We start from the raw sequence: 26,077 nt of genomic DNA, 5'->3' as shown, positions 1-26,077 counted from the left end.
ACTTGTGACTGTCATTATGTTATGGATTACTGGGAGTCGTGGCAATCTTCAATCATCCAAGAAAACAAGGAAAAAAGTTTCTCTTTGTCCCCCATCTCCTTGTCTCCCCCTCTCCTTGTCCTCTTCAGACAGCCTTTGCTCGAAAAGCTTAATTTTGCAGGTCATTGGTTGCCTATTTTTGAAAATCGCTAAAATACCTGAGCAATAATTTACTCCCTTTAGTATCATTAATGTTGTTTGCCTATATTCATAACTAATCAAGTTTGCAGTGCAGCTAGCCCTAAGCAATATAACCGCCGGCTATCAACTACTTTTTGCAAAACTTTTACTCCGTTTAAACTTATAGGTAAAGATTATTTAGAAAAACTTCTTGTCGCTTTCTTGTGTAGCATAGTTTAGTTTTTTCTTTGAAAGGGAGCTGTGCAATGATAGCTTAGGCTACAAATGGCGCTCCTGTTTTTTGTGTGTACATAGCAGCTTGAATTAAAGATGTCGTAATGGAAGATCGATATAGCTTGCAAGCACAGGCTAATTCCTGGATGATCACCTCCGCTCCCTTTTTTCAAGGGTTGCCAGAAACTGCTGTGGAATCAGCCCTCACCCATCTCGTTACCCGCACTCACCCAGCCAATCAGGTGATTCTACTGGAAAATGACTGGGGTGGTTCTGTGTATTTTATTATGGACGGATGGGTAAAAATTCGCACCTACAATCTGGAAGGAAAAGAGGTAACGCTGAATATTATTGGCAAAGGTGAATTGTTTGGTGAAATGGCGGCGCTAGATGAAGCACCTCGATCCACGGATGTGATTACCTTAGCCCCAACGGTAATTGGTAGTATGCCTGCTCAGGATTTTGTCAAATTACTTCAGATAGAACCCTTGGCGGGAGTTCGATTGGCGCAACTAATGGCACGACGTTTGCGGCAAGTAAATCGCCGATTGCGGTTGCGGGAATCTGATAGCCAGTCAAGGGTGGCAGATACGTTGTTATTTTTGGCAGAAGGACAGGGAAAAAAAGGGCAAACCGGAACCGAAATCCCCAATTTACCTCATCGGGAATTGAGTAGTTTGAGCGGACTGGCGCGGGAAACGGTGACACGAGTATTGACAAGGCTAGAAAAAAAAGGCTTGATTAAACGGGATCAAGACACTATTTGTATTCCCGATTTGTCAGCTTTAGAAAGAATGATCGTTTAAAAACTTGTCAGATATGAGTATTTTAGATTCTCTCCCAGATGAACCGGAGGAAGATCCATCTTCTGAATCTCCAACTCCTCAGAATCATTGGTTAGATAAAGAACAGCAGTTAATGCCCCCTCAAATCAAAGCTGATGCGCCCTTGAGGATGGTGGAAACGGCATTTTTAGCCAGTACTGCTAGCTTAATTTGGTTTATTAATTTTTACTTTCCTTTGGGCCCAGTTTTGCGGATATTTTTTCCAGTGCCGATCGCTCTAGTTTATCTGCGTTGGGGCAAACGTGCGGCATGGATGGCAGCACTCACCTCTGGGTTACTGCTGACGGTATTGATGGGGCCAGCCCGCAGTTTACTGTTTGTCATGCCCTACGGGTTTATGGGCGTGCTTTTGGGCGCTACGTGGTGTCGTCGTCGTGTTCCCTGGATTGTTTCTATCACATTGGGTACGCTATTAGGTACTTTAGGAGTCTTTTTTCGCCTGTGGTTGCTGTCTGTTTTGTCAGGTGAAGACTTGTGGATTTATGTGATTACCCAGGTAACTGAGTTCATTGAGTGGGTATTTTTTAACTTGAGTTTGTTGGCGAGTCCCAGTGTATTTTTGATTCAAGTGGGAGCGATCGCCTTAATTATACTCAACAACTTTATCTACCTTTTTGTGGTACACCTGGCAGCATGGTTGCTTTTTGACCGCCTGGGCAACCCCATTCCCCGCCCACCACACTGGGTACAAGTTCTCATGGATTATGAAGGATAATTATTAGTCATTTGTCATTTGTTATTTGTCATTGGTTAAATGATGAGTCCTAACTAATAACCAATGCCCTATGCCTAATTCCCAAATTAGTATTTATACCCAAAAAGAACAGGGTGAACAATGGCTGCGAAGGTATCGTGGTTGTCTACCCGTATTTGCTTGTGTTTTAGGATTTACTGAAACTGGTTTAATTCCAGGGATTTCAGCAGCTGGTCGCACTCCAGAGGATCGAAAATATACTGCTTGTGCCGATGCTGAGTTTTTGTATTACGGCCCAGAACATAAAGCCCAATATCCCTTACCACCATTAGCGGCTGGGGCTTCACCTGTGCTGATTTCTCGCGCTGTTTTTGAGTCATTAAAGATACCAGTTCATTTATTTAATGCTGGTTTACCACAGCCTCCTGCTGTGCCAGTAATTGATTTGGGTGGCGCTCCTGCTAAGTGTTTAAGTGGAGGTGCTGCGATGGAAATTACAACAGTACATCACTTGTTTGAACAAGGGCTACTTTGGGGAGAACACCTAGCTGCCAATATCCAACAGGGGTATCTGATTGTCGGTGAGTGCGTCGTCGGAGGTACTACAACTGCCCTGGCAATCTTAACTGGTTTAGGTATAGATGCTGCCGGAAAAGTTAACAGTAGCCACCCTGTTTGTAACCACGCACAAAAGTGGGCACTAGTGCAAACGGGGCTGGAGAAGATGAAGGGGAGCAGGGGGCAGGGAGCAGGGGGCAGGGAGCAGGATGAGATATTCCAATCTCAAATCCCAAATTTTGTAGATCCCCTAGAACTCGTAGCTGCTGTGGGCGATCCGATGCAAGTGGTGGTAGCTGGAATGGCGATCGCTGCTAGCCGTAGTTGTGGTGTGATGATGGCTGGAGGGACGCAAATGTTGGCTGTTTATGCGTTGATGAGTGCGATCGCTCAAGCTTACGCCTTATCATGGCAACCAAAAGCAGTAGTTGTAGGCACAACCCGCTGGGTGGCTGAAGATCCTACTGGCGCTACAGTTGACTTAGCCCTTAACTTAGGAAAAAACAGCTTAACTCCGAGTGGAGAAACCCCTTCTCTATTAGCAACTCATCTAAGCTTTGCTGATTCTCATTATCCCCAACTGAGAGCCTATGAGCAGGGCTTTGTCAAAGAAGGTATGGGTGCTGGAGCCGCTTGCATAGCCGCCCATCTTAGCCAAGATTGGCAGCAATACCAACTTTTGGCAGCCATTGAAGCCCAACTTGAACAGCTAAGTATTGCCTTGAATTAAAGATTAAAATCTGTCTTTCTGCAAGTCGGAGAGGGGCAATTTTACGTAGTGAAACCAGGGAGAGGTCTTTTCTGCGTGTCTGTACGTAAGATCGTCTTTATAGCAATTTGAACTATAGTAATCCGTGCAGGAGTTATGAACAAAAAGAACCTCAACTTCTTGAAGAAGTTAGGGGTTCTGAGCCTTTAAGTGGAGAGCAAATCAAATAGGATTGCTATATACAACTTTCTTTACCTTCTAGTTTTTCAGGAGAATTATCTGATGGAATTAGTCATAAATCTTGGTATTGCTACCGTCAGTGCTGTTATAGGTATCACTTATGTCGGTGCATCTTCTCCAGTCCAAGCTGTACAACTATTTGATTTTCAGTACTCTTTTCCCAGTTATCAACCAAATGGTACAGCGATTTCTGCTAGCGGCACCCTTACAACCACCGATCTAGATCCGATAAAAAACAATTACACAATCACAGGAATAACGGGAACAAGGACAGCCCAAGGAATTACTGAGACAATCATCGGGCTACTTTCACCAGGTATATACGGAATCAATGATAATTTTTTAAATACAAGTACGCCGCTGCTAACCAAGAACGGTTTTTCTTACCTGGTTTCTGGAAGCGGGGAAGACGGAAATGGCAACGTTAACGTATTTTACAGTAGTTTGGATGAAGGTTATTCAGAGCTTTCAAGCAACGTAGATTATGGCAGCTTTAGTGTTGTCACTCCACGTCCTGTTCCCGAACCCTACACAGTAAGTGGCTCATTGGTTGCTCTTGGTTTTGGCTGGTGGACAAAGCGAAAGCAAGCACTAGCTTCCCAGAAGCAGCCTCATAAAGGTATAAAACTCCTGTCTGATTTCTGAACAAGATTTCAAATGAAACCCTGATAAAACGCGCTTTTCAGTCTCAGTATATTTTCAAAAATCAAATCGGAGTCCTATATCTATCTGTAAGGTTTACAGTGCATTTCCGATCTAGATTGCGTTATGCCTGCCATCTTCCTCTTACTTAAAGTAATACCAAGTCGCCTTCATGATGTATCACTAGACAACTTGGTATTAGGATATGATATCAACCGTAGCTTGATTAAAAACTTCCAGGATTGTCATCAAGTGCCAGCAAGAAATTAATCAGGTCTGCTTGCTGGTTGGAATTAAACCCAGACTGTCTATCTACGTAGAAGTAATGACCTGTGCCATCAAGGTTACTACGCACTAAAGCAGGGTTAGCTTTGTTAGCTTTCACAACTAAGGCACGAAGATCGCGATCGACCAAGGCACGTAAGCTGCTAGCAGGATCGGCAGGTATACCTTGACTGAGAGTCCCAGATAGCCCTAAGCCACTCTTGTTAACAACGGTGAAACTACCATTTGAGTCAAATTTCAGGCTTCCTGCCCGTACTGCTGCACCACCATCGTGCAAATATGGGGCGCTTACATAAAGACCACGTAATGTAGTAGTTTTGTAACCGCCTTTTGGCAATATACCTTTGGGTAGAGTTGTGGGAGTATCGGAGATATCCTGCGTTGGTACATCCAGCACTTCAGCCTTAGCAGGTATGGGAACGGGAGTGTTAAAAGTGTATAGCTTAGGTGGTACTAACAATTTATTCAGCGCTAAGTGAGACTCAGCACGGGCTGGGTTAGTACGAATTTCATCAAGTGGATGAATTTTGTTGTCAGTGAAGAAGGGTGGAATATGGCAAGTTGCACAATTAGCTTTCTCAAAAACTTTTGCGCCACGCTTAACAGAATTGCTGTTCAACGCTTGCCAGTTTTCCGAAGTTTGGTTAGCAGGTGGTACTAAGCTATTTTGAAAAGCAGACATGGCGTTGCTAGCAAATAAAAAGGAGCCGCTGGCAATATCACCAGGCTTTCCAGTATTTGGGCTGAAAACCAAACCGTTTAAAGTAAACAAACTGGGTCGTAGGTTTGGGTAAGTTCCTGTGTCAGGGGCAGGAATTTGGTCTTCTAATTCTGCTTGTGTAGGATTCGGTGCAATTATCCCTCGCAGCCATTCTGAGGGTTTTACTATCATTCCTTCTGGTAAACGTAGGCTCTTAACGGCAGCGTTTTGAAGAAATGTACCAATATAAACCTCTGGGTCAATACCAAGAGTATCTGCACTGAGTTGAGCAGCTGCCAACAGATTAATTTCTGAAGAGTGAACACCATTATTAAGAGCGCTCAGTCCAGCAAATGGGCCAGCGGCTCCTTCTCCTGATGCTGCATAAGGATGATTTTTAAACGTGAAGAGACTGGGGATTTGAGTACTATCTCTAATGCCATCTGGTGAACTTTCGAAATGACCGAAAGGTACATCTAGCACAGCATCGTCAAAGGCTTTTTCTAACTTGTCAGGATCGGGTAATTCTACCTTATGACCTTTACTGTCAATAATAGTCTTACCATTGCCTTTATATTGTGGATCTAGGGGATTGAAGTTTAACCGCGCAAACCCTGCGGCTGTATTTGATGATAAGGCAATGAACAAAGGGATGGCTAGTTCTCCATTCGCTACTCCTGAAAGAGTTTTGCCATCACTAGAAAGAGTTGCATGACAAAGCGCACAGGTAATATTACCACCATTAGGTGTGGTTCCTAGTGCAACACTCTGTCCCTTTGGAATTTTTAAACCTGTAGGAATAACAGTCCCTCTGGGGAAAGTTCGACTACCAATGGTTAAATCCTTCTGAAGGGTAATTTTTAGGTTTGTCGTTGATTGCCCGTGCAAATTAGCGATCGCTGCACCTATTTCATTTGATAGAACATTAAAGCCTTGCCCTAAACCAAATACCCCTTGTAAACCAAATGTATCACCAATCTTCCGGTTTAAGAATATATCTTCACCTTGGGCGATTAATCCCTTAGTAATTTTAACTGCCCCTACCCGTTGATAGGAAATGGGATTATTGGGATTGAGTCCCTTATTTGCAACTAGTTGTGATGCTTCTTGAGGACTCAGCAGTTTGCCGAAATAGTCGTAATAGCCTAACGGTTGAGTGGGAGCAGGTTGTAAAAGGTCAATTTTTGCGAAAGCTGTCTGGCTTGTCATCAACCAATTTGATAACAAGATCCCAAAAACGCTAATGAGAAAAACGCAGATTAATAAAAAAATCTTGGTTTTTGAAACATACAATACCCTAACGACACCAGTCTTCGGGTTGTTTTTTTTTGTTTCATAGTGAGGTATTTACTAAAAACCTATGGGTAGATATATCACACTATTACGTAAAGATATGTAATAGTGTGTTTAACTTTTTTATCAATTTGATGGCTGGATTACTTACTTGTATCTAAGTATATACTCATAAAACCATCACCCGATATTGAACCTAAAGGCTTGTCTTACCTACCTCAATCTATTTTTTGAATTCGTTGAACTTCAGGTTAAATTTAGTGAATTCTCTCTCTAAGTAATTGTTCTTCTAAAGCAGCAATGCGATTGTACGCTGCTGTTAATTGGGCTGTCAGGCGTTGTATTTGAATTTCTGGTGTTATATTATCTCCACTTTGACGATGCATATCTAGATAAATGCCATCTGTCAACACATCCTTGTGTTCCATTTCTGGATTTAAATTGTTACGTCCTTTAAACTGGTAGCCTCCAGCCGCGCCATTTTGTTGGCTATTATCCTTTGCTTGTGTATTCGCTAAAGAACACTCTGAGAAAGTTTGAGTGACTTTACCATCAAGCTGCTCAATTACTTGGCACACGGCATCTAACTTTTGGCTTAAAGTCAGGATCTGCTGCTGTAATAGCTCCATTTAATACCTTTATTCGTAGATTTTCTTTATGTTATTCAATTTACTTCCAACCTTAACGATACTTATGGATTATTTAAGTATTGATAATTTTTGGTGGAAATGTGACATTTAAATCATTACTTCTAAATACAAGTAAGGTTTCATCATAAGTACCACCAAGTAAATTTATGGATAAAAATTAATCTTTAGGTAGAAATTTGCCAAAAAATCGCTAACTTGAGTCAAATATTCAAAATTAACCGTATTATCAAGAAAAAATACCGATAATTTTCCAGATCCACTTTTTCAGTTAGTCAGCCACTGCTGAATCTCTGCTTAATATTAGGTATAATCAAAAATCTCAAAATCCAAAATCAATGGATCGACGGTCTTTTTTGCTAGGTACAAGCACACTGGCACTTTCACAACTGCTTTTTGGCTGTGGTGGAAACAACCAGACGCAACTAAAAGTACAGTTATTAAAAGGTTCTATACCTGGTCAGGTAGTTAATCAGTTCCACAAAGGTTTGCAGCAACAGGTGCAGTTAAAGTTTGCTCCAGTTGAGCAGATACAAGGTTTATTTCAGCAATTACAAAATTGGCAGCAGAAACCAAAAGCCACTGATGAGCAGGGATGGAAACGCTTTATACCCTTTATGCAAGGTCAAAAAACAGCTGATGCAGACCTAGTGACATTGGGAGATTACTGGCTAAAAGCAGCTATTGAGCAGAAACTGATTCAACCACTCCAAGAGGTACAAGGAAACCAATTAAAGCAGTGGTCTGCTTTAGATCAAAGGTGGAAACAACTGGTAACGCGCAACGACCAAGGTAACTTGGATACTCAAGGGAAGGTGTGGGGTGCGCCTTATCGGTGGGGTAGTACAGTGATTGTTTATAACCGTGACAAGTTGCGAAAATTGGGATGGACCCCCAAAGATTGGAGTGATTTGTGGCGAGATGGAGTGCAGCAGCAGATTTCCCTACTTAATCAACCACGAGAAGTTATTGGTTTAGTCTTAAAGAAGCTAGGAAAATCTTATAATACAGAGAATCTTGACCAAGTACCAGACTTGGAAAAGGAATTACAGACATTAAACCAACAGGTGAAGTTCTACAGTTCCAATAACTACTTAGAACCTTTAATTATGGGAGACACTTGGCTAGCGGTTGGTTGGTCAAGCGATGTATTGCCAGTTCTAGGACGTTATCCGCAACTTGGCGCAGTTATTCCCCAGTCAGGAACAGCAATCTGGGCAGATTTATGGGTACGTCCCGCAGGTATTACTACTAAGAGTACTTTATCAGATCAATGGATTGACTTTTGTTGGCAACCAAGCACAGCTAAACAAATTTCGGTGCTGACCAAAAGTAATTCGCCAATTTCTACAAATATTGCCGCTTCCGATATCCAAGAACCATTATGGAGCATTTTACAGAGCGATCGCAAAGTTTTCGATAAAAGTGAATTTTTACTCCCCTTACCTCCATCAGCAATAAAACAATACGAGTCTTTATTCGCCAAAATTAAGGTTTAATTGGGAATTGGGCAATTCAATTTTAGATTTTGGATTGATAATTTTAGATTGAAATTTAATCCAAAATCTAAAATCTAAAATCTAAAATCTAAAATTCTTACTCCCTTTTTTCTACAAAGAACGCTGTAACCCTATCTTGTTCTTAATAGTGGTTTGGATACTGCATAAAGCTGGACTTGTACTAAAGTTGCAAGTGTAGGTTGCCAAGGGTTCTTTTTGATAATTAAATACCCGGACGTTGTAACCAAAGTTCCGTGCAGCGCTACCCAAGCGATTTACAAAGTTATAGCGCTCTATATTGTCTAGTAAGCTCCAAATTTGCTGATTCACGATCAAGTCTACTCGTGCAGGTTCTTTGTTAGAAGCTGGATATGCTATCCAATTATCCAATAGCTTTTTTTCAGAGTTTTGTTGTGCCCACCATAAACTGGGAATGGTTAATCGTTCTGGATGAATGGTGGTAGCTGTGATTATATAGTCTTTTGGCTTGGTCAATAAGTCTAGTTCTAAAGGCGCACTAGAAGGCGACGGGATTGAGGGGGTTTGTGCTAATGAAGGCGGGACTAGTAAAGTGGTGAGGCTAATAGTTAGTAGTAATGAAAATAATGTCTGGCGATGGCTGCGCCAAGGCCAAGGGCGATCGCACAATTTAGGTATATGCATAACTGATACTAATTCGTAATTCGTAATTCGTAATTAAGGCACTAGTAAAAAATCGTACATTTTATAGTTTAATGGCAACGATGCGAATTCTTCGATAATCTGCTGTCCAAGTTCCTTGTTGATATAGTGTTGGCTTCAGATATTCCTCAACGACGGAAATTATTTGTATTTGTTGCTCAGGTGAAAGTCCTGCTAAAAAAGGGCTGGCGAACATTTTAATCCAGTTTGCGATGCCAGCTTCTCCCTCTGCTAGGGGAGTTGGGCGAGGAAACAGGATAGCATAAATGACATCAAAGCCTTGCTGTTCTAACAGGCTGCTGTATTCGCCAATACTGGGGTAATACCAAGGATTCTCTACTTGTGCCTGAGGGATACCAATGGACTCTAAAGCACTGTATAAAGCTGTGGTGATCGCCTTTACATTCCCCCTACCGCCAAACTCTGCCACAAAACGTCCTCCGGGTTTTAGAGCTTGATGTATGGAGCCGATCGCGCTATCTGCTTGTTTCACCCAATGTAATACAGCGTTGGAAAACACAGCATCAAAAGGCTGTTTAACTTGAAAATTTGTCGCATCCGCAACATCAAAGCGGATATGGGGATAGTTTTCTTTTGCCTTTTCAATCATCGCAGGTGCGCTATCAACTCCCATTACTTCAGCACCAGCTTGGGCAATTTTTTCTGTGAGTTGTCCAGTACCGCAACCAAGATCCAAAATCGATTCTCTTGGCTGAGGGTTGAGTAATTTCAATAAGTCTTCGCCATACTGCCAGACGAAGGCGTGTTTATCTTCGTAAAGGGAAGTGTCCCAATTATTGCTTGTCGAAATATTATTCATAACGTAGGATTTTATGGTGTGTAGAGACGTTACATCGCCGGACCAGTTGTAACTCAGCAGAACGGCTGGCAACAGTCAATTCCCTCCTGGGTATGGCGTGCGATCGCAGTTGATAGATTAGATGCAGCAATTGAGTGTTGATGAAGGTTCAATCGGGATTAGCAAAGAGTAAAGACTGAAAGTATTGCTATTGTGTCAAATTAGCTCTGTGATGGAAAATAAACGTTGTCGGTCTATTTGTTGAAGCTTGATTTTTTCAGCGTAGAAAGCCTGATAATAATATTGATACCGCTCTGGTTCAGCTTCTGGATCGGTTTGTTGCCATAGTTCCAAAAAGTGACGATAGCGTTTTTCAAGCATCACTAAATCCATACAAGCGATCGCAGCTTGAACTACTTGCGGAGTCCGCAGTATTTCTTTCTGGTTTTTTTCATCCACATGAAATAAATGAGAAATTAACCCGATCTCGCTGTCAAATTCTAAGAACCGATCTTGGAGGCGGGAAATTAAATTTGGTAGAGACGCAAAGTTTTTCGTCTCTCCATCACCGGATGAAATTTCTAAAATCTGTTGCCATAAAAATCGGTGGTGGGAAAGGCTAAATTGCAAATCTCGCTCCTCTAGTTCGTCAACAATCATTTGACGCTGTTCGGGACAATGCAAGTAAATTCGCAATAATAAAGCCTCTGCGTGTTCTAAAAGGCTGCGTTCTGTGGGCAGTGAGGAGTCGGAAATGGGGAGTAGAGATTTACCACCTCCCCATGCTTTCTTCGCTGACACGGGCTTAGAGTATGTAGCCGCAGCCGGAGCAATTTGAGTTAGCAGATTTTCGACTCTTAGGGGTATGAGTCTGGTATCTCCCAAGCTGAGTATTTCAGCACAATAAGAAACATAATAATTTCGTGTATCGCTGTTAGCTATATTTTTAAGTAATTTGACTATTTGCTGAGTTACTTGCTGAAAATCAGTAGCCTGTTTTAAGTCTCGGTCTTGAATAATTTGCTGAATCTGCCAGTCTAGCCAAAGTGGCGCATTTTTTAGCAGTTCTCCATAATCTTCTGAAGTTCGCTGGTGCAAATATTCATCAGCATCTTTGCCATCGGGTAAATTGAGAATCTTTAGCTGAACTTCGCCCTTGTATGCCAGTTCGGCAATTTCACCGATCGCCCGTTCGGTTGCATTGGTTCCAGCTTTATCAGCATCAAAATTTAGTACTAATTGTTTCGATTCGGTGTAGCGTAATATTAACCGGACTTGTTCTAAACTTAATGCTGTACCGAGAGAGGCGACGGCGTTATTAATACCAGCAGCGTGGAGAGCGATCGCATCAAAATATCCCTCCACCACCACCGCTTGATCGAGTTGAGAAATCCCATCTTTGGCTCGATCGAGGGCAAATAATGTTTTACCTTTACTAAAAAGTTCGGTTTCTGGTGAATTGAGATATTTAGGCTGTTCATCAGTTAGAGTTCTCCCACCAAAGGCAATGACGCGCCCTTGGACATCACGAATGGGAATCATCAAGCGATCGCGGAATACATCATAATAACCGCCTCCTTCCTTACGTGGCTTAATCAATCCCGCTTTTTCCAGTATCTGCACTGGGTAATGTTTATCTTCCATTAGATAACGATAGAGAGTTTCCCAACCTGCGGGGGCAAAACCTAAACCAAATTGCTGTATAATTTCTTCTTTGAGTTGGCGGTTAGATTGCAAATATTGAAGTGCGTTTTGCCCTTGGGATTGTCTGAGGGCGTGTTGATAAAACTGTGCGGACGTTGCTAGAACTTCATATAACTGCTCGCGCAAAGATAGCTGACGCTGTAATTCTTGGCGTTGTTCGGGTTCGAGAGTTTGTACAGGTACTTGGTAACGCCGTGCTAAATCCAGCACCACGTCAGCAAAAGAACGCTTTCCCAACTCCATGACAAACTTAATCGCATTTCCCCCAGCTTGACAGCCGAAGCAATAGTACATTTGCTTGGTTTGACTAACGGTGAAACTGGGAGATTTCTCATCATGGAAGGGACACAAACCGACGAAATCCTTTCCTCGTTTGCGTAAAACTACGTATTCAGACACGACATCTACAATATCAGCCCGTAGTTTAACTTCCTCAATTGTGTCTGGGTGCAAGCGGGGGATTTGCATAGCTTTGTCATTAGTCATTAGTCATTGGTGAGCCAGTGCGGTCTTGGGGGTTTCCCCCATGAGCAACTGGTGAACCCGAAGGGTCATTGGTCATGAACTTTGGAGAAATACCAAAGGACAAATGACTTTAGACTTCTGATCGCTATTATATTCTTGTTGCTAGACCAAGAATGATGTACAGAATTGCTTAAACTTAATTTTATCAGAGGAAATACTGAAAATGGGGCGTATTTTTATATCAGCAGCTCATGGAGGCCAAGAAGCGGGAGGAATAGATCGAGGTGCGATCGCAGGTGGTACAAGTGAAGCAAAAGAAATGATTCTGCTGCGGGATTTGATTGTCACGGAACTGAGAGCGCGGAGTTTGGAAATTTTGGCGGTTCCTGATGACTTGAGCGCCACCCAAACTATCACGTGGATCAATTCTCGCGGCCGTCGGGGTGATATCGCTCTAGAAATTGCAGCTAATGCAGCTAACAGCCCTTCTGTGCGTGGGGCTAGCGTTTTCTACATTGTTAATAATAGCGATCGCAAGAGTAATGCTGAACAGTTACTAGTAGGATTGTTGCGCCGCGTACCCCAATTACCGAATCGGGGAGTCAAGCCAGATACAGATAGTGGATTGGGTAGTTTAGCATTCTGTCGCCAGACAACGCTGCCAGCTTTGGTGATGCAAGTGGGGTTTCTTAGCAATCCAGAGGATCGGGCTTTACTGCAAACTCGTCGCCGCGATTTTGCTTTGGGAATTGTCGATGGATTGGTGACTTGGAGCCGTGTAATTGACCCCACTCCTGGAACTCCAACAGAAGCAAATTATCCGCCAATTAATATTAATATTAATGGACAAAGTTACACCGAGCAAGGTGTTTTAGTTAATGGTAATGCTTACATCCCCATTGATTTAGTAGACCTTCTACGAATTGACCTTTCAAAAGCAGGTAATGTCAATCGGATTACCTATCACAAAATAGTTTATGTCAAAGCCATCGAACTGCGAGATTTTAATGTTGCAGTCACTTGGGATGCTGCAACGCGTACTGTCAGCTTGCGCTCGAATTTAGTAGTTTGCCCCGGTCAATTTTCGCGGGTAATGTCAAACGGTAATACTTCCGAAATACAGTTACAATTATTCCTCAGAAACAATAATGAAAATGCTTTAGCAAAGTTTCCTGATATCCCAAAACTTTATCGAGAAGAAGCAGGTATAGAGGGAGTGAACTATGATATTTCCTTTTGCCAAATGTGTGTAGAAACTGGATTTTTACGGTTTGGTGGTGATATTAGACCTGAGCAAAATAACTTTGCAGGCTTAGGTGCGATCGGTGGTGGTTCGGAGGCTGCGTCTTTTCCAAGTGCCAGAATTGGAGTCAGGGCACACGTCCAACATTTGAAAGCTTACGCTAGTTTAGAACCTTTGGTACAAGAAGTAGTAGATCCAAGGTTTCGCTTTGTCACACGCGGGATTGCACCATTAATCGATCAGCTATCAGGGCGGTGGTCAGCAGATTTGGATTATGGTACGAAGATTTCAGCAATGCTCAAACGATTATATGAATCAGCAGGACTTCTTTGAGTGAGAAGTCTCAAAATTAGTAAGGTTTTACACAACGTGATCGCAAACATGGTCTGGTCGTCAGAAAACCTCATTCCACTACTTTGAAGTGCGCGTAGGCGTAGCCCGCCGCAGGCATTGCATAGTTGCCGAGGATAAGTGCGGACGGGTGATGAGTTTTTATGCTCTAGCAATGGTAGGTATGATGCCCTTTGGGAATCTGTTGACTGGAACTTTGGCACATAATTTTGGTGCGACTAATGCCTTGATTGCCTGTGGCAGTCTGAGTATTTTAGGTGCGCTATCGTTCTATGCACAACTGCCAGCAGTGAGCCGTTGGATCGGTCGCTAAACGCCGACTCTCACTGTTTGCCGTTCTCTTCGCGCGACTTCTGCACGTACTAAAGGAATGACATCACGCCCATAAGCGATCGCATCCTCTAAAGGATCAAAGCCCCGAATCAACAAGGTAGTCACTCCTGCATCGTAATAATCAATTAAGGCTTCTGCTACTTGTTCTGGTGTACCCACTAGGGCTGTGGTGTTGCCTGCCGCACCAGTAGCTGCTGCGATCGGTGTCCATAGACGCTTATCGTAAATCTCATTTTTGGCTGCAAAATCCTGCTGAAGTAGCGAAACTAGCAACAGTCAAACCATCAGGGCTACTAGAACTCACGATCAGAAATTGTCCCTCAGTTGAAAGTTGAGCGATGTCTACGACGGGCTACGCCTACGCATTTGTTGCTTTTCTTCTCAAACTTGAAAACAATTAAGTCTGAATCCTTATCTTTCTTAGATATCTTGCTGATATTCTTCTAACAATTGCGGAATGTGATCGTACCCATCTACACCGATAATCGCAATAATTTTCGGGCGATGTTGCTGTAAGAACTTTTGGAAAGCTTCTGCCCCAATTTGCCCTTGTAAAATTGTCAGTAACCCTGCTGGTTGTCGCCACTCATTAGAAGCAATTTGCTCTAAAAGATACATTCCCAAGCAGCCAGTGTAAATGGTTTTTTCAGAATTTTGTAGATGATAATAAGCTTCTGCCAAATAAGCTAAATTCCGCCCTTGGAGATACAAATCGCCGGAAACTTGCGCTGTTTTAAAACCATCTTCAAGATATTTAATTGCCGTTTGGTGTTCTCCGATTACTAAATAGGCAATTCCTAAGCTGCTGACACATAAGGCTTTACTTTGAAGATCGCCTAATTTTTCTGATAATTTTAAACCTTGTTCCAAATAGTTAATTGCAGCTTCATAAGTTTCTGGTTCTAGGTTTTCCAATTCCTGAGCTTGCATGACTTCGCTGTAACCTAAATTTACCAGCGCGTTTGCTTCTCCTGTGCGATCGCCTGCTTGCCGACTTAGTATTAATGCTCGTTGACTGTAGTTAATTGCCTCAGGATAATTTTGCTGTTGCACGTAGGTACGGCTGAGGTGATTGAGATTGGCAATTTCACAGGCGCGATCGCCTGCATTTCTGGCTATCTCTAGCGCCTGCTGATGAAAATCAAGTGAGCGCTGGTATTGTCCCAAAGCACGCTGGGAATAGCCTAAAAGGGTCAAAATTCGCGCCTTTTCTTGAGTTCCCTCGCCTCGTCGCAGAGGTTCATCCAAATAATCTAAAGCATCTCGCAAATAAGTACCAGTAAAAGAGGCAAAAATCCCACCGTAAAAGGGAAAATACGGACGCTGGGCAAAGGTTCGCAAAATCTGGAGCATGATTTGAGAACAGGCATCGCTGTATACTGTCCCAATACTCCCAAAACCACTTGCTAACTGACTCCAAATCACTGCAAAGGTCAAAAAAGTGGAAATGGACAACTTTGGCCCCGCTTTCACATCGTAAGCTTGTTGGTCAAACCAGTTAATTAGTCCCCGTTGCAAGTACTGTAAAATCAATGCCATTTCTACCCAATCTCTAAGGGTAATCCCCCGTTGTCGCTCGGCAAACTCTATTGCAGATTCTTCCCTAGCTAAGGTGCGAAGCAGTGCTTGTGGTAACTCACTATTAAGTTGTTTCGCCCAACTTGCCCAAGGACCACGTTCTCCCGGTACACCGCCAAACCCCAGAGATTCTTTTTGCTCGTACATCCAACTGAGCAAGTTGTCTTGCAATCGCTGCCAAGAAGCTAAACCACGGGTAATCCCTTCAGAAAATTGTTGTAAATCAGCATCTGCCTGAGCAAATTGCAGCAATGCCTTTGACAACTGCTGTAACTGTTGTAAATTTAGTGGATACTTCTGATTCGGGTCAGTAACTCGGATAAATGTCGCTAGACGCTCGGCAGCAGGGGCTGTGGTGATTTCTGTAACTGCGAAGGCGATCGCTTCTGTGGCTTTGTTTTGCTCTGAAAAGCGTTGCCATTGACTTTGAATCGTCTTAATGGCTCTCAAACTGCGAGTCACCTTAGCTTTCTTGAGTTCGTCTTTTTCACTATCTATTTGGCTTTGGAAGGTAGTCAGGCGATCGCTCAAAGCTAGCTCAAAGACTTCCCCTGTACCGGAAGTAATTCCTTTCAGCAGCATTTGATACACCTGTTCTACAGAGCTAATTTTGCCCTTGAGGGTGGTTTCGACAATTTCATCGATTAAGGCAAGATAGCGATCGCTTAATGGCAGAGAGTCTGGCACTTTGGCTACTAGAAGAATGTCACATCAATTCTAATTCTAATCTTAGCAGCAGACGTAGAGAAAACAATTGGTCAATTTAGGGCAGTCATGGTCATAACTAAATGCAAAATTTAGAAAAAATTTATTTAGCGATTTGTGATCATTCCTTGAGCGATTCGCTGTTTAACTAGACGATAAAAAAATAATGGAATGCCTACAATATAACGGTCTGCTAGACGAGTCGGTTCAGTAATTAAGCGTATTAACCACTCCAGACCATTATCAGTCAGCCAACGCGGCCCGCGATATATAGAGTCAGTATAAAAATCTAGACAAGCACCCAAAGGTAAAAATACAGTAGTTTCAATTTTCTTGAAGTTATCTAAAATCCAGCGTTCCTGTAACGGCATACCAAAACCAATATATAAAATATCTGGTTGGAATATATTAATTTTTTCTATTACCAAATCATTCTCTTTTCCTGATTTTTCAAAATAACCATGATGTCCCTGTACGCGTAAATTAGGCGCAATTGATACTAATTTAGTGATTGCCTTATCAACTACGCCAGGTTTTCCAGCTAACAAAAATAAAGAAAGGTTTTCTTTCTCACACCTTAATGCTAAATCTTCTATGTAATCTGGTGCTGTCATTCGATGTGCAGATTGCATTGAATAACCGTTGAATCTAGCTCCTACCATTACACCAAATCCGTCACAAAATACTAAATCAGCCTTATTTAAAAAATCTCGATACCAAGACTTTTCATAAGCTAAATTCATTGCTCTGATATTCACATGTCCTACAACTGTTTTTTTTTGGTTTTTTGCTGCTTCTATTAAATAATCAACTAATTCTTGTACTTTAACTTTATGGAATCTTGTATCAAACAACTTCACTTCAGGAAAAGTTTTCATTTCTGCACCTCCCTTATTTATTAGCCAGTATACCAAGTTTAGAATAATGCAAACAACAAAAGAATAATACCTTTATCGCTTCTTGACTTTTCCTAATATTAAATCCATACCTTTTTAACGCCTATTATCCTTATACAGAATGAATTATGTCGTTTGTAAGTTCGGTATTTAAGACATAGTGTAAGTCACTTCAAACTATTTTCATGAAGATGGTTCTTAATTGATAACTGCTGTATATATGCATCTTAAATATGTAAAATAACTGTTTATGTCCAAGTTTTTAACTCTGACTCGTGCATTACTTCCCAAAGATATTCTCAGATTTTCGTCTGCAATTAAGGATTGCATTGCCTCTGACAATTGTTGAATATTCCCCGGATTAACTAACAAACCATTCTGATTTTGAGTAACTAATTCGGGTATTCCTCCAACTGCGGTAGTGATAACTGCCAAACCCCAACTCATTGCTTCTAGTAATGCCATAGGCAGACCTTCGTTGTAGGAAGGTAACACAAATACATCAGCTTTAGTTAAAAGATCGTCGCGTTCTTCTTGGTTTACCCAGTCAAGAACAATGATGTACTCAATGAGATTTAGACTTTGAATCAAACTCCGAGCTTGTTCTGTATCTCCATCCCCCGCCATAACCAACTTGGCTCGGCTTTGCTCAAGAGCAGGTATAGAAGCAAATGCCTTAATTAAATCAAATGCACCTTTGCGCTCACCAATGCGCCCTAAAAATAAGAAAAATATCTGTTTGGAATCTATTCGCTGTGGAATTTGGGCGGGAATTTTTACTGGGTTAGGGAGAACAATAACTTGCTCTGACTTCAAGCCAAGATTCTCAATATAGAATTTTTTCCAGCTATCTGATAAAACAATGAAACGGGTACATTTACAAAACGACCAACTTAGCCACTGCTTAAGCCATTCAGGTAGTTTAGAGTAAAACAAATGAAAATCAGCACTATGAGTATGAATAATTACTGGTTTTTGAAATAGCCAACCAATAAGAGTAGTGATTGAATGACGAAAAGCGCTACCTCTATCAGAAACATGAATGTGAATTAGGTCAGTCTTTTGGTTTAATAAGTTCCAAAATAACTCACCTATTGCCTGCAAAAACACTAACACTTTATGGATAGCAGAACCATTCGGTAAAGTAGCAATATGTTTAATTTGAATATCAGAGGTAGTTTCTTCAAGAATGAGCTTTTCCACAGAAACTATTCCACCTTGGCGCTCCAAGCTTTCGCCCAACATAGTAATTTTTATGGGACTCATAATTGCTATTCATCTGTTTTGGAAATTGAGTAAATGGCTATTTATATAAACTATTATAAGAACGAATTTCTTATAGTTTATATTCAAAGGCTTACTTTAGGGGCATTTTGAGAGTTAATGCTACTAACTCTTAAAATGCCCGATCGCAGTTCCACAAATTTATTCAATGTACGCTTTAGTAATTTTACAGGATTACTGCAAAAAAAAATTCTGCCATAGGAAGTGTTATGAAAGGATGTTTGAAAAGTATTGTTTTTAATAAGAAAATATTATAGATTTAACCCTCTTTTTATCTGAGGGTATGGTGGTTTCAAAGCCCCTCACGAGTGTGGGAGGTTTATAGAAAGGGTTTATAGTAGACTTTTTGCAGCTTTTTAACCATCTACTTAAACAATCCGAACTTTTAGAACTCTATAAACTATATCATGTATCACGTCCAAATCAAACATAATTTCCGATAAACTGCCGATAAAACTATAGAAAAAACTTAAACGATTTCTACGTTGATAACCGTAGTTTTTGGAATGATGGTAAAGTTCCAAATACAAGCTAAAATTCAATAATCTCCTATTATTCAAAACCCCAGGTTTCAAAATAGATAAGGTTTAACTCAGAAAGTAGCCATTATAAAGTGGGTACACAAGGACACATGAAAAACTTCTTCCCTTGATTCCCCTGACCCCTGTATTTGCAAAGCTTTGACCATAGCATAAGTTACAGATATGGTAACTTCTTTATAACTTCCCTGCTTTTTCCAGCTAGAACGGCACAATTTTTTGTTTAAGCTAAATCATAATATTTACAGTTCGGAAAAACCAATGAATTTATTTGAGCTTTTAGTAGGGGAAGACAATCATCCAGCCCTAGTTACACCTGATGGGCGATCGCTAACCTATAAGCAATTGCGCGAGAATGTTATTAGACTGGTATCTCAACTCAATAGCTTTGGATTGAAACGGGGAGAACGCATTGCCATTGCCATGACTAACGGTTCACCAATGGCGATTACCTTTTTGGCTGCTGCCATCTGTGGCACTGCTGCACCCTTAAATCCGAAATACAAACAAGAAGAATTTGCCTTTTACTACCAAGATACCCAAGCAAAAGCACTGATTACGTTGTCTGAGGGATTGGAAGCAGCCATTGCTAGTGTCACACCCGATATGATGCTGATTAATGCTAAGGTAAATACTGACGGCACATTAAGCTTTGAATTAGTCAAAACAGGTTCACAACCAGCAGAACCAGCGAATTCCGTAGTCCCCAACGCTGATGATATAGCGATGATTCTCCACACTAGCGGCACTACCAGTCGTCCCAAGCGCGTGCCGATTCGTCATCGTAACTTAATCGCTTCAGCCAGCAACCTAATTAGTGCTTACTCACTTACAGCAGCTGATACTACACTATGCCTAATGCCCCTATTCCATGTTCACGGATTGGTGGGCTGTTTGCTGGCAACTCTGGCTTCGGGCGGTACATTAGTTTGTCCTAATGGCTTTAATGCCTTAGAGTTTTGGAAACTGGTAGATACCTACAAACCTACCTGGTACTCCGCAGCGCCAACCATGCACCAGACAATTTTGGTGCGCGCTAGCCGCAACCCAGAAATTGTTAAAGCTAACCGCTTTCGTTTCATTCGCTCTAGTAGCGCTTCTTTGCCGCCGATTATCATTGAACAGTTAGAGGCAACTCTTAATGCTCCTGTGGTGGAATCTTACAGCATGACTGAAGCATCTCACTTAATGACCACCAATCCCCTACCGCCAAAAGTCAGAAAACCAGGTACTGTAGGTTATGGCTTCGGTGTAGAAGTAGGCATTATGGACTCTGAAGGCAACCTGTTATCTAAAGGTAGCTTGGGCGAGGTGGTGGTAAAAGCACCCAATGTTATAGATGGCTACGAAAACAACCCAGAAGCTAACGCCACTGCTTTTGTGAACGGTTGGTTCCGCACGGGGGATCAAGGTACTGTGGATGCAGACGGCTACCTCCGTTTGACTGGACGGATTAAAGAATTGATTAACCGGGGTGGGGAAAAAATTTCTCCTTTAGAAGTGGATGATGTCTTGCTGCGCTATCCCGCCGTCGCCGAAGCCTTAGCCTTTGCCGTCCCCCATAAATCTTTAGGAGAAGATATCCACGCGGCTGTGGTTCTGAAAGCAGAAGCTGGCGAAAAAGAACTTTTAGCTCACTGTGCAACTATGCTGGCAGACTTCAAAGTTCCCAAGCAAATTCACATTTTAGATCGACTACCTCGTACTGCTACCGGGAAACTGCAACGGTTGGCGATGGCGAAATTGCTGAATATAGGGGAGTAGGGAGTGGGGGAGATAACGGAAGTTTACTGTACATCTGTACTATAATTCAATACGGTTCAGTTAAGGCTAAAACTCTTTGCCAAAGTCAATTTTTTTAACGAACCGCATTCGCGTTAGCGTCTCCCCTTGGGAGAAGAACGCAAAGGACGCAAAGAGAAGAAAGAAATGCTTAACCCAAGCGTATTTTACTATAATTCCGTCGTTCCCACGTTCCTGCACCTCTTGACAAAAGTGCAATCACTTTAACCTCTCACCGATGCTCTACATGGGGATAGCTAATTAGGGGTTACTGCCTCAAGTCACATCATTTCACGAAATTAACGAGAGAGAATTTATTTATGAGGATTGTTAATTTTGAATTTTGAATTATTAGTAAGAACTGCCGCCTAAATGATAAGTTTTTAGCCGAACACGATATGAGCCAGCCTCCAAATCTCTGCCACAGGTGTCCTGCAATTAGTGTAGGTCTGACAAGAGCACATCTCCAAAAGTTATCTACACTGTATTGCAACCTCCTGCCTCCTTCACGACTTTGTTTTTAATTAAAAAGTATTGAATGCAGTTGACAAATTCTTCTAATTCTAAAATTAAATTAGTAGTACCTTTAAGGTCTCGATCGTTAGCTAGTTGTTCTAGTTTGTCAGCTACTAAGTACATAACTGTGGCTCCAATGTTGGCACTAGCACCTTTAAGGTGATGAGTTTCTCGCGCTATTTGCCCAAAGTCATCAGTTGCGATCGCTGCTTTAATTATTTCTAAACGGGGTTTAATATCTTCAACGCATATTTGCAATAGATTTAATTCAAATTCTTGATCATTTCCTGATATCTGATGCAAGTGTTCCCAATCAATTGCTAAGTCAGTGGAAACTGTTTGTTCATAGACAACTCCTTCTTGTTGGGAAACGATCACACCTGTCCAATGCTCTAAAGTCTCAGCCAATTTTTCTTTAAATACTGGCTTACTCAAATAGTCGTCCATTCCGGCATTTAGACACGTTTGTTTGTCTTCTTTCATCACATTAGCTGTCATCGCAATCACCACAGGACGATGACCCAATGCAAAAACGTCCTCTTGCCAACGATGAATTTCTTTTGTGGTTTCCAAACCGTCAAGAATTGGCATTTGGCAATCCATTAAAATCAAATCGTAAGGAATTTTTTCTAATAGCTGCAAAACTTCCTTTCCATTGGCAACGACATCAGCTTTATAGCCCAAACTCTGGAGTTGCTTTAGGGCTACTTTTTGATTCACCAAATTATCTTCGGCTAAGAGAATTCTTAACTTGGATTTAGTAGACGAGTTAGAGGAAGAAGTCAGAATACCTGAAGTTTCTGTACTCGGAATTTCTTCTGTAGGCTCTAGGCTCCTGCCTCTAAACCCTTGTTCTGATTCCGGCTGAGTTTCTAAAATATTTTTGATGGTATCAAGGAGTCGTGATGGCTTAATGGGTTTGAATAAATAAGCAACAAATCCGATTTTGAGCGCCTGTTGTACTTCATCCCGTTGATTAGTAGAGGCGAGCAGAATCAAAGGTATCTCAGCAATTGCAGAATTGGCTTGAATTTGTTCTTTTATTGTTATGTTATTTGTCTGGGGTATTTGCATATCAACCAAGGCAACATGATAAGATTTCCCCTGCTCGCTAGCTTGCTGAATAACTTTAACGGCCGCAGCAATACTGTCAGATCGATCTACCTCCATCCCCCAATGAGTAGCTTGATGGGAGATAATTTTATAATTAGTAGCGTTATTATCCACCACCAATAAGCGGCAATTTTGCAAAAGTCCGCGTTCGGATTTTGGCTCAACAGGCTCAACTTGTTTGGTAAAAAGTACCTCAAACCAAAACTTAGATCCTTTGTCCATCTGACTTTCTACCCCAATCACTCCTCCCATCAAAGTTACAAGTTGTTTACAGATGGCTAATCCCAAACCGGTACCACCATACTTGCGAGTGGTAGAAGCATCGACTTGGGTAAATGGCGTAAAGAGTTTGCGTTGGTCTTCAGGGCTAATGCCAAGACCTGTATCTGTAATGGCAAAATGGATGGTGGCTGTAGTCGAGGAAAGCGTAAGCAATTCGGCTTGCACTAATACTTCGCCAGCGCTGGTGAACTTGATCGCGTTACTGATTAAGTTCATCAGAATTTGCCGCAGCCGACCAGTATCTCCTTTGAGTTGGGTGGGGACGTTGCGATCGATCAGTACAGCAATTTCTAATCCCTTGTTATGGGCTGAGGGAGCCAATAATTCCACCACTTCTTCCACACAAGTAGATAGATCAAAATCTAGAGTTTCGAGAGCCATCTCTCCAGCCTCAAGTTTGGAAAGATCCAAAATCTCGTTGATTAAACTTAAAAGAGCGTCTCCACTACTCCGAATTGTTTCAATAAAATCTCGCTGTTCTTCGTCTAAAGGAGTATCTAACACCAAACTGGTCATTCCCAATACAGCGTTCATTGGCGTGCGAATTTCATGACTGATATTTGCCAAAAAGGCACTTTTCGTCTGAGAAGCTAATTCGGCTTGGCGACGGGCAATTTCAAGTTCTTGTCGCTGACGAGTTTCTGCTGCTAATAGTTGGGCTTGGGTTAAAGCAATACCTACTTGGTCGGCTATTTGTCGCAAAAGATCGGTTTCAAAGCTAGACCAGTGGTGGGAATCGTCACACTGATGAACTATGAGCAAACCGCGAAGTTCTTCTTTGACAAGAATAGGCACAACCAAATTAACTTTCACCCCAAACTGTTGCATTAATTCCAGATGGCTTTGTTCAACTTCCAGCAGATCCAAGTTAGCGAGTCCGAAAATCTTTCCTTGACGATACTGCTGTAAATAGTACTGTTGGAGATATTCTGCTTGAAAGTAGGGGGCGGTGTTGTTTTGCTCTTTCATTGCTGGTAAGCCAGAAACTACTGCTTCAACAACGGTGTTTGCAGACTGATCTGGCAAAAGCTGATAGATCAAAACTCGGTCAGTCTGGAGAATCTGTTGTACTTCTTCGACAGTGATTTGGAGAATTTCTTCGATATGCAAAGACTGGCGAATCTTCAGGGTGATTTCGGTAAATAGTTGCGATCGCAAATTTTGGCGTTGTATTTCTTCTTCAGCCTGTTTACGCTGGATAAATTGCCCCACTTGCTCGCCGATAGAATTCATCGCTTTGACTAAATCTTCGTCAAGCGGCTGGATTTCCCGGTTGAAGCAGGTAATGACACCGAGGATTTTGTTACCGCTGCGGATCGGAAAACCAAAAGCTGCGTGTAATCCTACTTGAGCAGCTATTTTGAAGTTAGGGAAATTAATATCTTTAGCGATATCAGCGATCCAAACCGATTCAGAACTAGCCCAAACCCGTCCAGGTAATCCAATTCCGGGTGCAAAGGTGGTTTGCCGCTTCAGTATTTCAAACTCTTGCATCTCAAGGGATGCTTTATGCCAGATATCGAGAAAGCGTAGCACATTTGCTTGCTCATCTATCATCCAAATTTCACCCAAATCCCATGCCAGACTCTCACAGATTCCTTGCAATATTTTGCGAGTAGCTTCGCTAATTGTGGCAGACTCTGCTAGGACGCGGGTTGCAGCATATTGTGCAGTCAGATGCTGCTGTGTTCGTTTGCTATCGGTAATGTCAATGCCAGTACCAACGATGTACTCAACACGGCCTTCATAGTCTTTTAAAATGGTATTCGACCAGGAAATCAGCCGCCGACTACCATTCTTCATTACCCAATAATTTTCGTACTCATGGGGGAGTTGACCAGTTAGCAATTGCTCGAAAATTGCTTTAATCGGCTCCACCTCTTCAGAGATCAGGAACAAGTTCCAGTAATACCTATCTCTGACTTCATCAAAGGAGTAACCAGTTATTTGCTCACAAGCTTGATTGAAACGAACGATTTGCCCTTGAGTATTGAGAACTATTACCAACGCGCCGACTGTATCAAGGACTGCTGAGATAAAGTTGCGTTCTTGATTTAAGGTTTCTTCTGTCCTCTTTCGCTCAATAACCTCACGATAGATCAAGTAGTAGACTATAGCAAGAACGATAAAACTTAGGCAAATAGCGATCGCAAGTGTCACAATTGTGTTGCGATCGCGATTCTTTGCGGCTTGTGACTGCTGTTGGAGTTGTTCCCTGGACTCGTTTTCCATCTCATCGATCGCCTTGCGGATATCATCCGTGAGATTTTGTCGATCGTTTCTCAGTAGTACTTGCAACGCCGCTTCTAATCCCTTGTTCTGGCGCAAGTTGATAGTCTCTTTTAGTTCAGTAAGTTTAGCCGTTATCAGAAATTCAAGCCTTGCAATCTGCTTTTGTTGATTCGGTCGATCTGCTGTTAAACTCTTCAGCTTGATAATTTCTCGATCGACGTTACCAAGTGCTGTTTGATACGATTTTAGATAAAGTTTTTCTCCAGTAAAGATGTAGCTACTTTGTCCAGTCTCAGCATCTTTTATCTGGGACAGTATTTCTTCTAGGCTATTAAGTTTTTGATAAGTGTTTTTTACTATACTGCGATTATTAGTAAATAGTGTTGTATTTTGATAAGAAACCACCCCAATCAGAACTAAAATTACCGACGACAAACCAAAACTTGAGGCAATCTTTTTGAAAAATTGCTTGCGTGCCCTTTGTGCCTGTTGGCCTTTCTTGGTAACAAGTACCAAACTTGCTAAATTTCGGCGCAATTCCAGTTGCTTAATGACTTGACGACCTAAAGTTCGTAATGCCTCTATTTGCTCTGGATTAAGTTTTCGAGGTACGTAGTCAATTATACACAGGGTTCCGAGCGTATATCCTTCAGGGTTAATCAGAGGGACGCCAGCATAAAACCGAATATTTGGGTCAGATGTTACCAGTGGATTTGTAACGAACCGTTTGTCATCTCTGGTATCAGGCACGACCAAAATATCAGGCTGGAGGATGGCATGGGCACAGAATGCAAAATCTCGGTGTGTTTCTAGGGCATCCAAACCGACTCTTGACTTAAACCATTGGCGATTTGTATCAATCAGACTAATTAAGGCAATAGGAGTCTGACAAATATACGAGGCTAAATGAGTCAGATCGTCAAAGGCGGCTTCCGATGGCGTATCGAGAATCTTATACTGCAAAAGTGTCTCGATTCTCTGTGCTTCGTTATCAGGTAATGGTGCTTTCATCCTTAGTTTACTTAAAAGCGTTAGCGTAATTTTACTGAGTTCTCTGTTGTGAAATAAT

General features: G+C 41.9%; 18 protein-coding genes. 8 read left to right on the top strand and 10 right to left on the bottom strand.

The window, feature by feature from the left end; translation table 11 throughout:
• Window positions 1-497: 497 nt before the first annotated feature.
• From NLP_RS03385 to NLP_RS03370, 4 genes are all read left to right on the top strand, one after another.
• Window positions 498-1,199, top strand: coding sequence for a Crp/Fnr family transcriptional regulator (locus NLP_RS03385; RefSeq protein ID WP_104905149.1), 702 nt, complete (start codon window positions 498-500; stop codon window positions 1,197-1,199).
• A 13-nt stretch (window positions 1,200-1,212) separates the two neighbouring features.
• Window positions 1,213-1,953 (top strand): DUF2232 domain-containing protein, encoded by a 741-nt coding sequence (locus NLP_RS03380; RefSeq protein ID WP_104905148.1) that lies wholly within the window; start codon window positions 1,213-1,215, stop codon window positions 1,951-1,953.
• Window positions 1,954-2,023: 70 nt separating this feature from the next.
• The gene (cobT, locus tag NLP_RS03375) at window positions 2,024-3,220 is read left to right on the top strand and encodes a nicotinate mononucleotide-dependent phosphoribosyltransferase CobT (protein WP_104905147.1); all 1,197 of its coding nucleotides are present in this window, start codon (window positions 2,024-2,026) and stop codon (window positions 3,218-3,220) included.
• 261 nt (window positions 3,221-3,481) lie between these two features.
• Entirely contained in the window at window positions 3,482-4,084 is a 603-nt protein-coding gene (locus NLP_RS03370; RefSeq protein ID WP_104905146.1) for a PEP-CTERM sorting domain-containing protein, read from the top strand.
• Between the two features lie 223 nt (window positions 4,085-4,307).
• Here NLP_RS03370 and NLP_RS03365 read toward each other — a convergent pair whose 3' ends face one another.
• Both NLP_RS03365 and NLP_RS03360 read right to left on the bottom strand, forming a co-directional pair.
• Entirely contained in the window at window positions 4,308-6,275 is a 1,968-nt protein-coding gene (locus NLP_RS03365) for a di-heme oxidoredictase family protein (RefSeq protein ID WP_199784752.1), read from the bottom strand.
• 341 nt (window positions 6,276-6,616) lie between these two features.
• Complete coding sequence (locus NLP_RS03360; protein WP_104905144.1) at window positions 6,617-6,988, bottom strand: hypothetical protein; 372 nt, start codon at window positions 6,986-6,988, stop codon at window positions 6,617-6,619.
• A gap of 356 nt (window positions 6,989-7,344) precedes the next feature.
• On the opposite strand from NLP_RS03360, the gene NLP_RS03355 reads away from it, so the two are divergent.
• Window positions 7,345-8,505, top strand: coding sequence for an extracellular solute-binding protein (locus NLP_RS03355; protein WP_104905143.1), 1,161 nt, complete (start codon window positions 7,345-7,347; stop codon window positions 8,503-8,505).
• A 111-nt stretch (window positions 8,506-8,616) separates the two neighbouring features.
• Here NLP_RS03355 and NLP_RS03350 read toward each other — a convergent pair whose 3' ends face one another.
• The 3 genes from NLP_RS03350 to dnaG all read right to left on the bottom strand — a co-directional run bounded on the left by NLP_RS03350 (window position 8,617) and on the right by dnaG (window position 12,157).
• The gene (locus tag NLP_RS03350; RefSeq protein ID WP_104905142.1) at window positions 8,617-9,168 is read right to left on the bottom strand and encodes a hypothetical protein; all 552 of its coding nucleotides are present in this window, start codon (window positions 9,166-9,168) and stop codon (window positions 8,617-8,619) included.
• Between the two features lie 61 nt (window positions 9,169-9,229).
• Window positions 9,230-10,006, bottom strand: a complete 777-nt coding sequence (locus NLP_RS03345) for a class I SAM-dependent methyltransferase (protein WP_104905141.1) — start codon at window positions 10,004-10,006, stop codon at window positions 9,230-9,232.
• Between the two features lie 195 nt (window positions 10,007-10,201).
• On the bottom strand, window positions 10,202-12,157 hold the full coding sequence (gene dnaG / locus NLP_RS03340) for a DNA primase (protein ID WP_104909760.1): 1,956 nt from the start codon (window positions 12,155-12,157) through the stop codon (window positions 10,202-10,204).
• A gap of 220 nt (window positions 12,158-12,377) precedes the next feature.
• On the opposite strand from dnaG, the gene tftA reads away from it, so the two are divergent.
• Window positions 12,378-13,730, top strand: a complete 1,353-nt coding sequence (gene tftA / locus NLP_RS03335; protein WP_104905140.1) for a hormogonium tapered terminus morphoprotein TftA — start codon at window positions 12,378-12,380, stop codon at window positions 13,728-13,730.
• Between the two features lie 88 nt (window positions 13,731-13,818).
• Entirely contained in the window at window positions 13,819-14,061 is a 243-nt protein-coding gene (locus NLP_RS03330; RefSeq protein ID WP_199784751.1) for an MFS transporter, read from the top strand.
• Here NLP_RS03330 and NLP_RS03325 read toward each other — a convergent pair.
• The 4 genes from NLP_RS03325 to NLP_RS03310 all read right to left on the bottom strand — a co-directional run bounded on the left by NLP_RS03325 (window position 14,058) and on the right by NLP_RS03310 (window position 18,526).
• Window positions 14,058-14,354, bottom strand: a complete 297-nt coding sequence (locus NLP_RS03325) for an LLM class flavin-dependent oxidoreductase (protein WP_234017190.1) — start codon at window positions 14,352-14,354, stop codon at window positions 14,058-14,060. The genes NLP_RS03330 and NLP_RS03325 overlap by 4 nt on opposite strands.
• A gap of 147 nt (window positions 14,355-14,501) precedes the next feature.
• Complete coding sequence (locus tag NLP_RS03320) at window positions 14,502-16,346, bottom strand: tetratricopeptide repeat protein (RefSeq protein WP_104905139.1); 1,845 nt, start codon at window positions 16,344-16,346, stop codon at window positions 14,502-14,504.
• A gap of 125 nt (window positions 16,347-16,471) precedes the next feature.
• Window positions 16,472-17,242: a WecB/TagA/CpsF family glycosyltransferase gene (locus NLP_RS03315; RefSeq protein ID WP_199784750.1), complete on the bottom strand. Its 771-nt coding sequence runs from the start codon at window positions 17,240-17,242 to the stop codon at window positions 16,472-16,474.
• 216 nt (window positions 17,243-17,458) lie between these two features.
• Entirely contained in the window at window positions 17,459-18,526 is a 1,068-nt protein-coding gene (locus tag NLP_RS03310) for a glycosyltransferase family 4 protein (RefSeq protein ID WP_104905138.1), read from the bottom strand.
• Window positions 18,527-19,344: 818 nt separating this feature from the next.
• On the opposite strand from NLP_RS03310, the gene NLP_RS03305 reads away from it, so the two are divergent.
• Window positions 19,345-20,847, top strand: coding sequence for an acyl--CoA ligase (locus tag NLP_RS03305; RefSeq protein ID WP_104905137.1), 1,503 nt, complete (start codon window positions 19,345-19,347; stop codon window positions 20,845-20,847).
• Window positions 20,848-21,342: 495 nt separating this feature from the next.
• Here NLP_RS03305 and NLP_RS03300 read toward each other — a convergent pair whose 3' ends face one another.
• Complete coding sequence (locus NLP_RS03300) at window positions 21,343-26,019, bottom strand: GAF domain-containing protein (RefSeq protein ID WP_104905136.1); 4,677 nt, start codon at window positions 26,017-26,019, stop codon at window positions 21,343-21,345.
• Window positions 26,020-26,077 lie beyond the last annotated feature (58 nt).

The sequence above is a fragment of the Nostoc sp. 'Lobaria pulmonaria (5183) cyanobiont' genome, assembly GCF_002949795.1.
In the GTDB taxonomy this organism is placed as follows: Bacteria; Cyanobacteriota; Cyanobacteriia; order Cyanobacteriales; family Nostocaceae; genus Nostoc.
This window is presented reverse-complemented; position numbering and strand designations above follow the sequence as displayed.

Excerpts from the sequence above, each read along its gene's own strand:
- NLP_RS03305 (WP_104905137.1), top strand. The coding sequence starts at position 19,345 with ATGAATTTATTTGAGCTTTTAGTAGGGGAAGACAATCATCCAGCCCTA.
- NLP_RS03365 (WP_199784752.1), bottom strand. The coding sequence starts at position 6,275 with ATGACAAGCCAGACAGCTTTCGCAAAAATTGACCTTTTACAACCTGCT.
- NLP_RS03315 (WP_199784750.1), bottom strand. The coding sequence starts at position 17,242 with ATGAAAACTTTTCCTGAAGTGAAGTTGTTTGATACAAGATTCCATAAA.
- tftA (WP_104905140.1), top strand. The coding sequence starts at position 12,378 with ATGGGGCGTATTTTTATATCAGCAGCTCATGGAGGCCAAGAAGCGGGA.
- NLP_RS03385 (WP_104905149.1), top strand. The coding sequence starts at position 498 with ATGGAAGATCGATATAGCTTGCAAGCACAGGCTAATTCCTGGATGATC.
- NLP_RS03360 (WP_104905144.1), bottom strand. The coding sequence starts at position 6,988 with ATGGAGCTATTACAGCAGCAGATCCTGACTTTAAGCCAAAAGTTAGAT.
- NLP_RS03310 (WP_104905138.1), bottom strand. The coding sequence starts at position 18,526 with ATGAGTCCCATAAAAATTACTATGTTGGGCGAAAGCTTGGAGCGCCAA.
- NLP_RS03345 (WP_104905141.1), bottom strand. The coding sequence starts at position 10,006 with ATGAATAATATTTCGACAAGCAATAATTGGGACACTTCCCTTTACGAA.
- NLP_RS03300 (WP_104905136.1), bottom strand. The coding sequence starts at position 26,019 with ATGAAAGCACCATTACCTGATAACGAAGCACAGAGAATCGAGACACTT.
- cobT (WP_104905147.1), top strand. The coding sequence starts at position 2,024 with ATGCCTAATTCCCAAATTAGTATTTATACCCAAAAAGAACAGGGTGAA.
- dnaG (WP_104909760.1), bottom strand. The coding sequence starts at position 12,157 with ATGCAAATCCCCCGCTTGCACCCAGACACAATTGAGGAAGTTAAACTA.
- NLP_RS03380 (WP_104905148.1), top strand. The coding sequence starts at position 1,213 with ATGAGTATTTTAGATTCTCTCCCAGATGAACCGGAGGAAGATCCATCT.
- NLP_RS03370 (WP_104905146.1), top strand. The coding sequence starts at position 3,482 with ATGGAATTAGTCATAAATCTTGGTATTGCTACCGTCAGTGCTGTTATA.
- NLP_RS03350 (WP_104905142.1), bottom strand. The coding sequence starts at position 9,168 with ATGCATATACCTAAATTGTGCGATCGCCCTTGGCCTTGGCGCAGCCAT.
- NLP_RS03355 (WP_104905143.1), top strand. The coding sequence starts at position 7,345 with ATGGATCGACGGTCTTTTTTGCTAGGTACAAGCACACTGGCACTTTCA.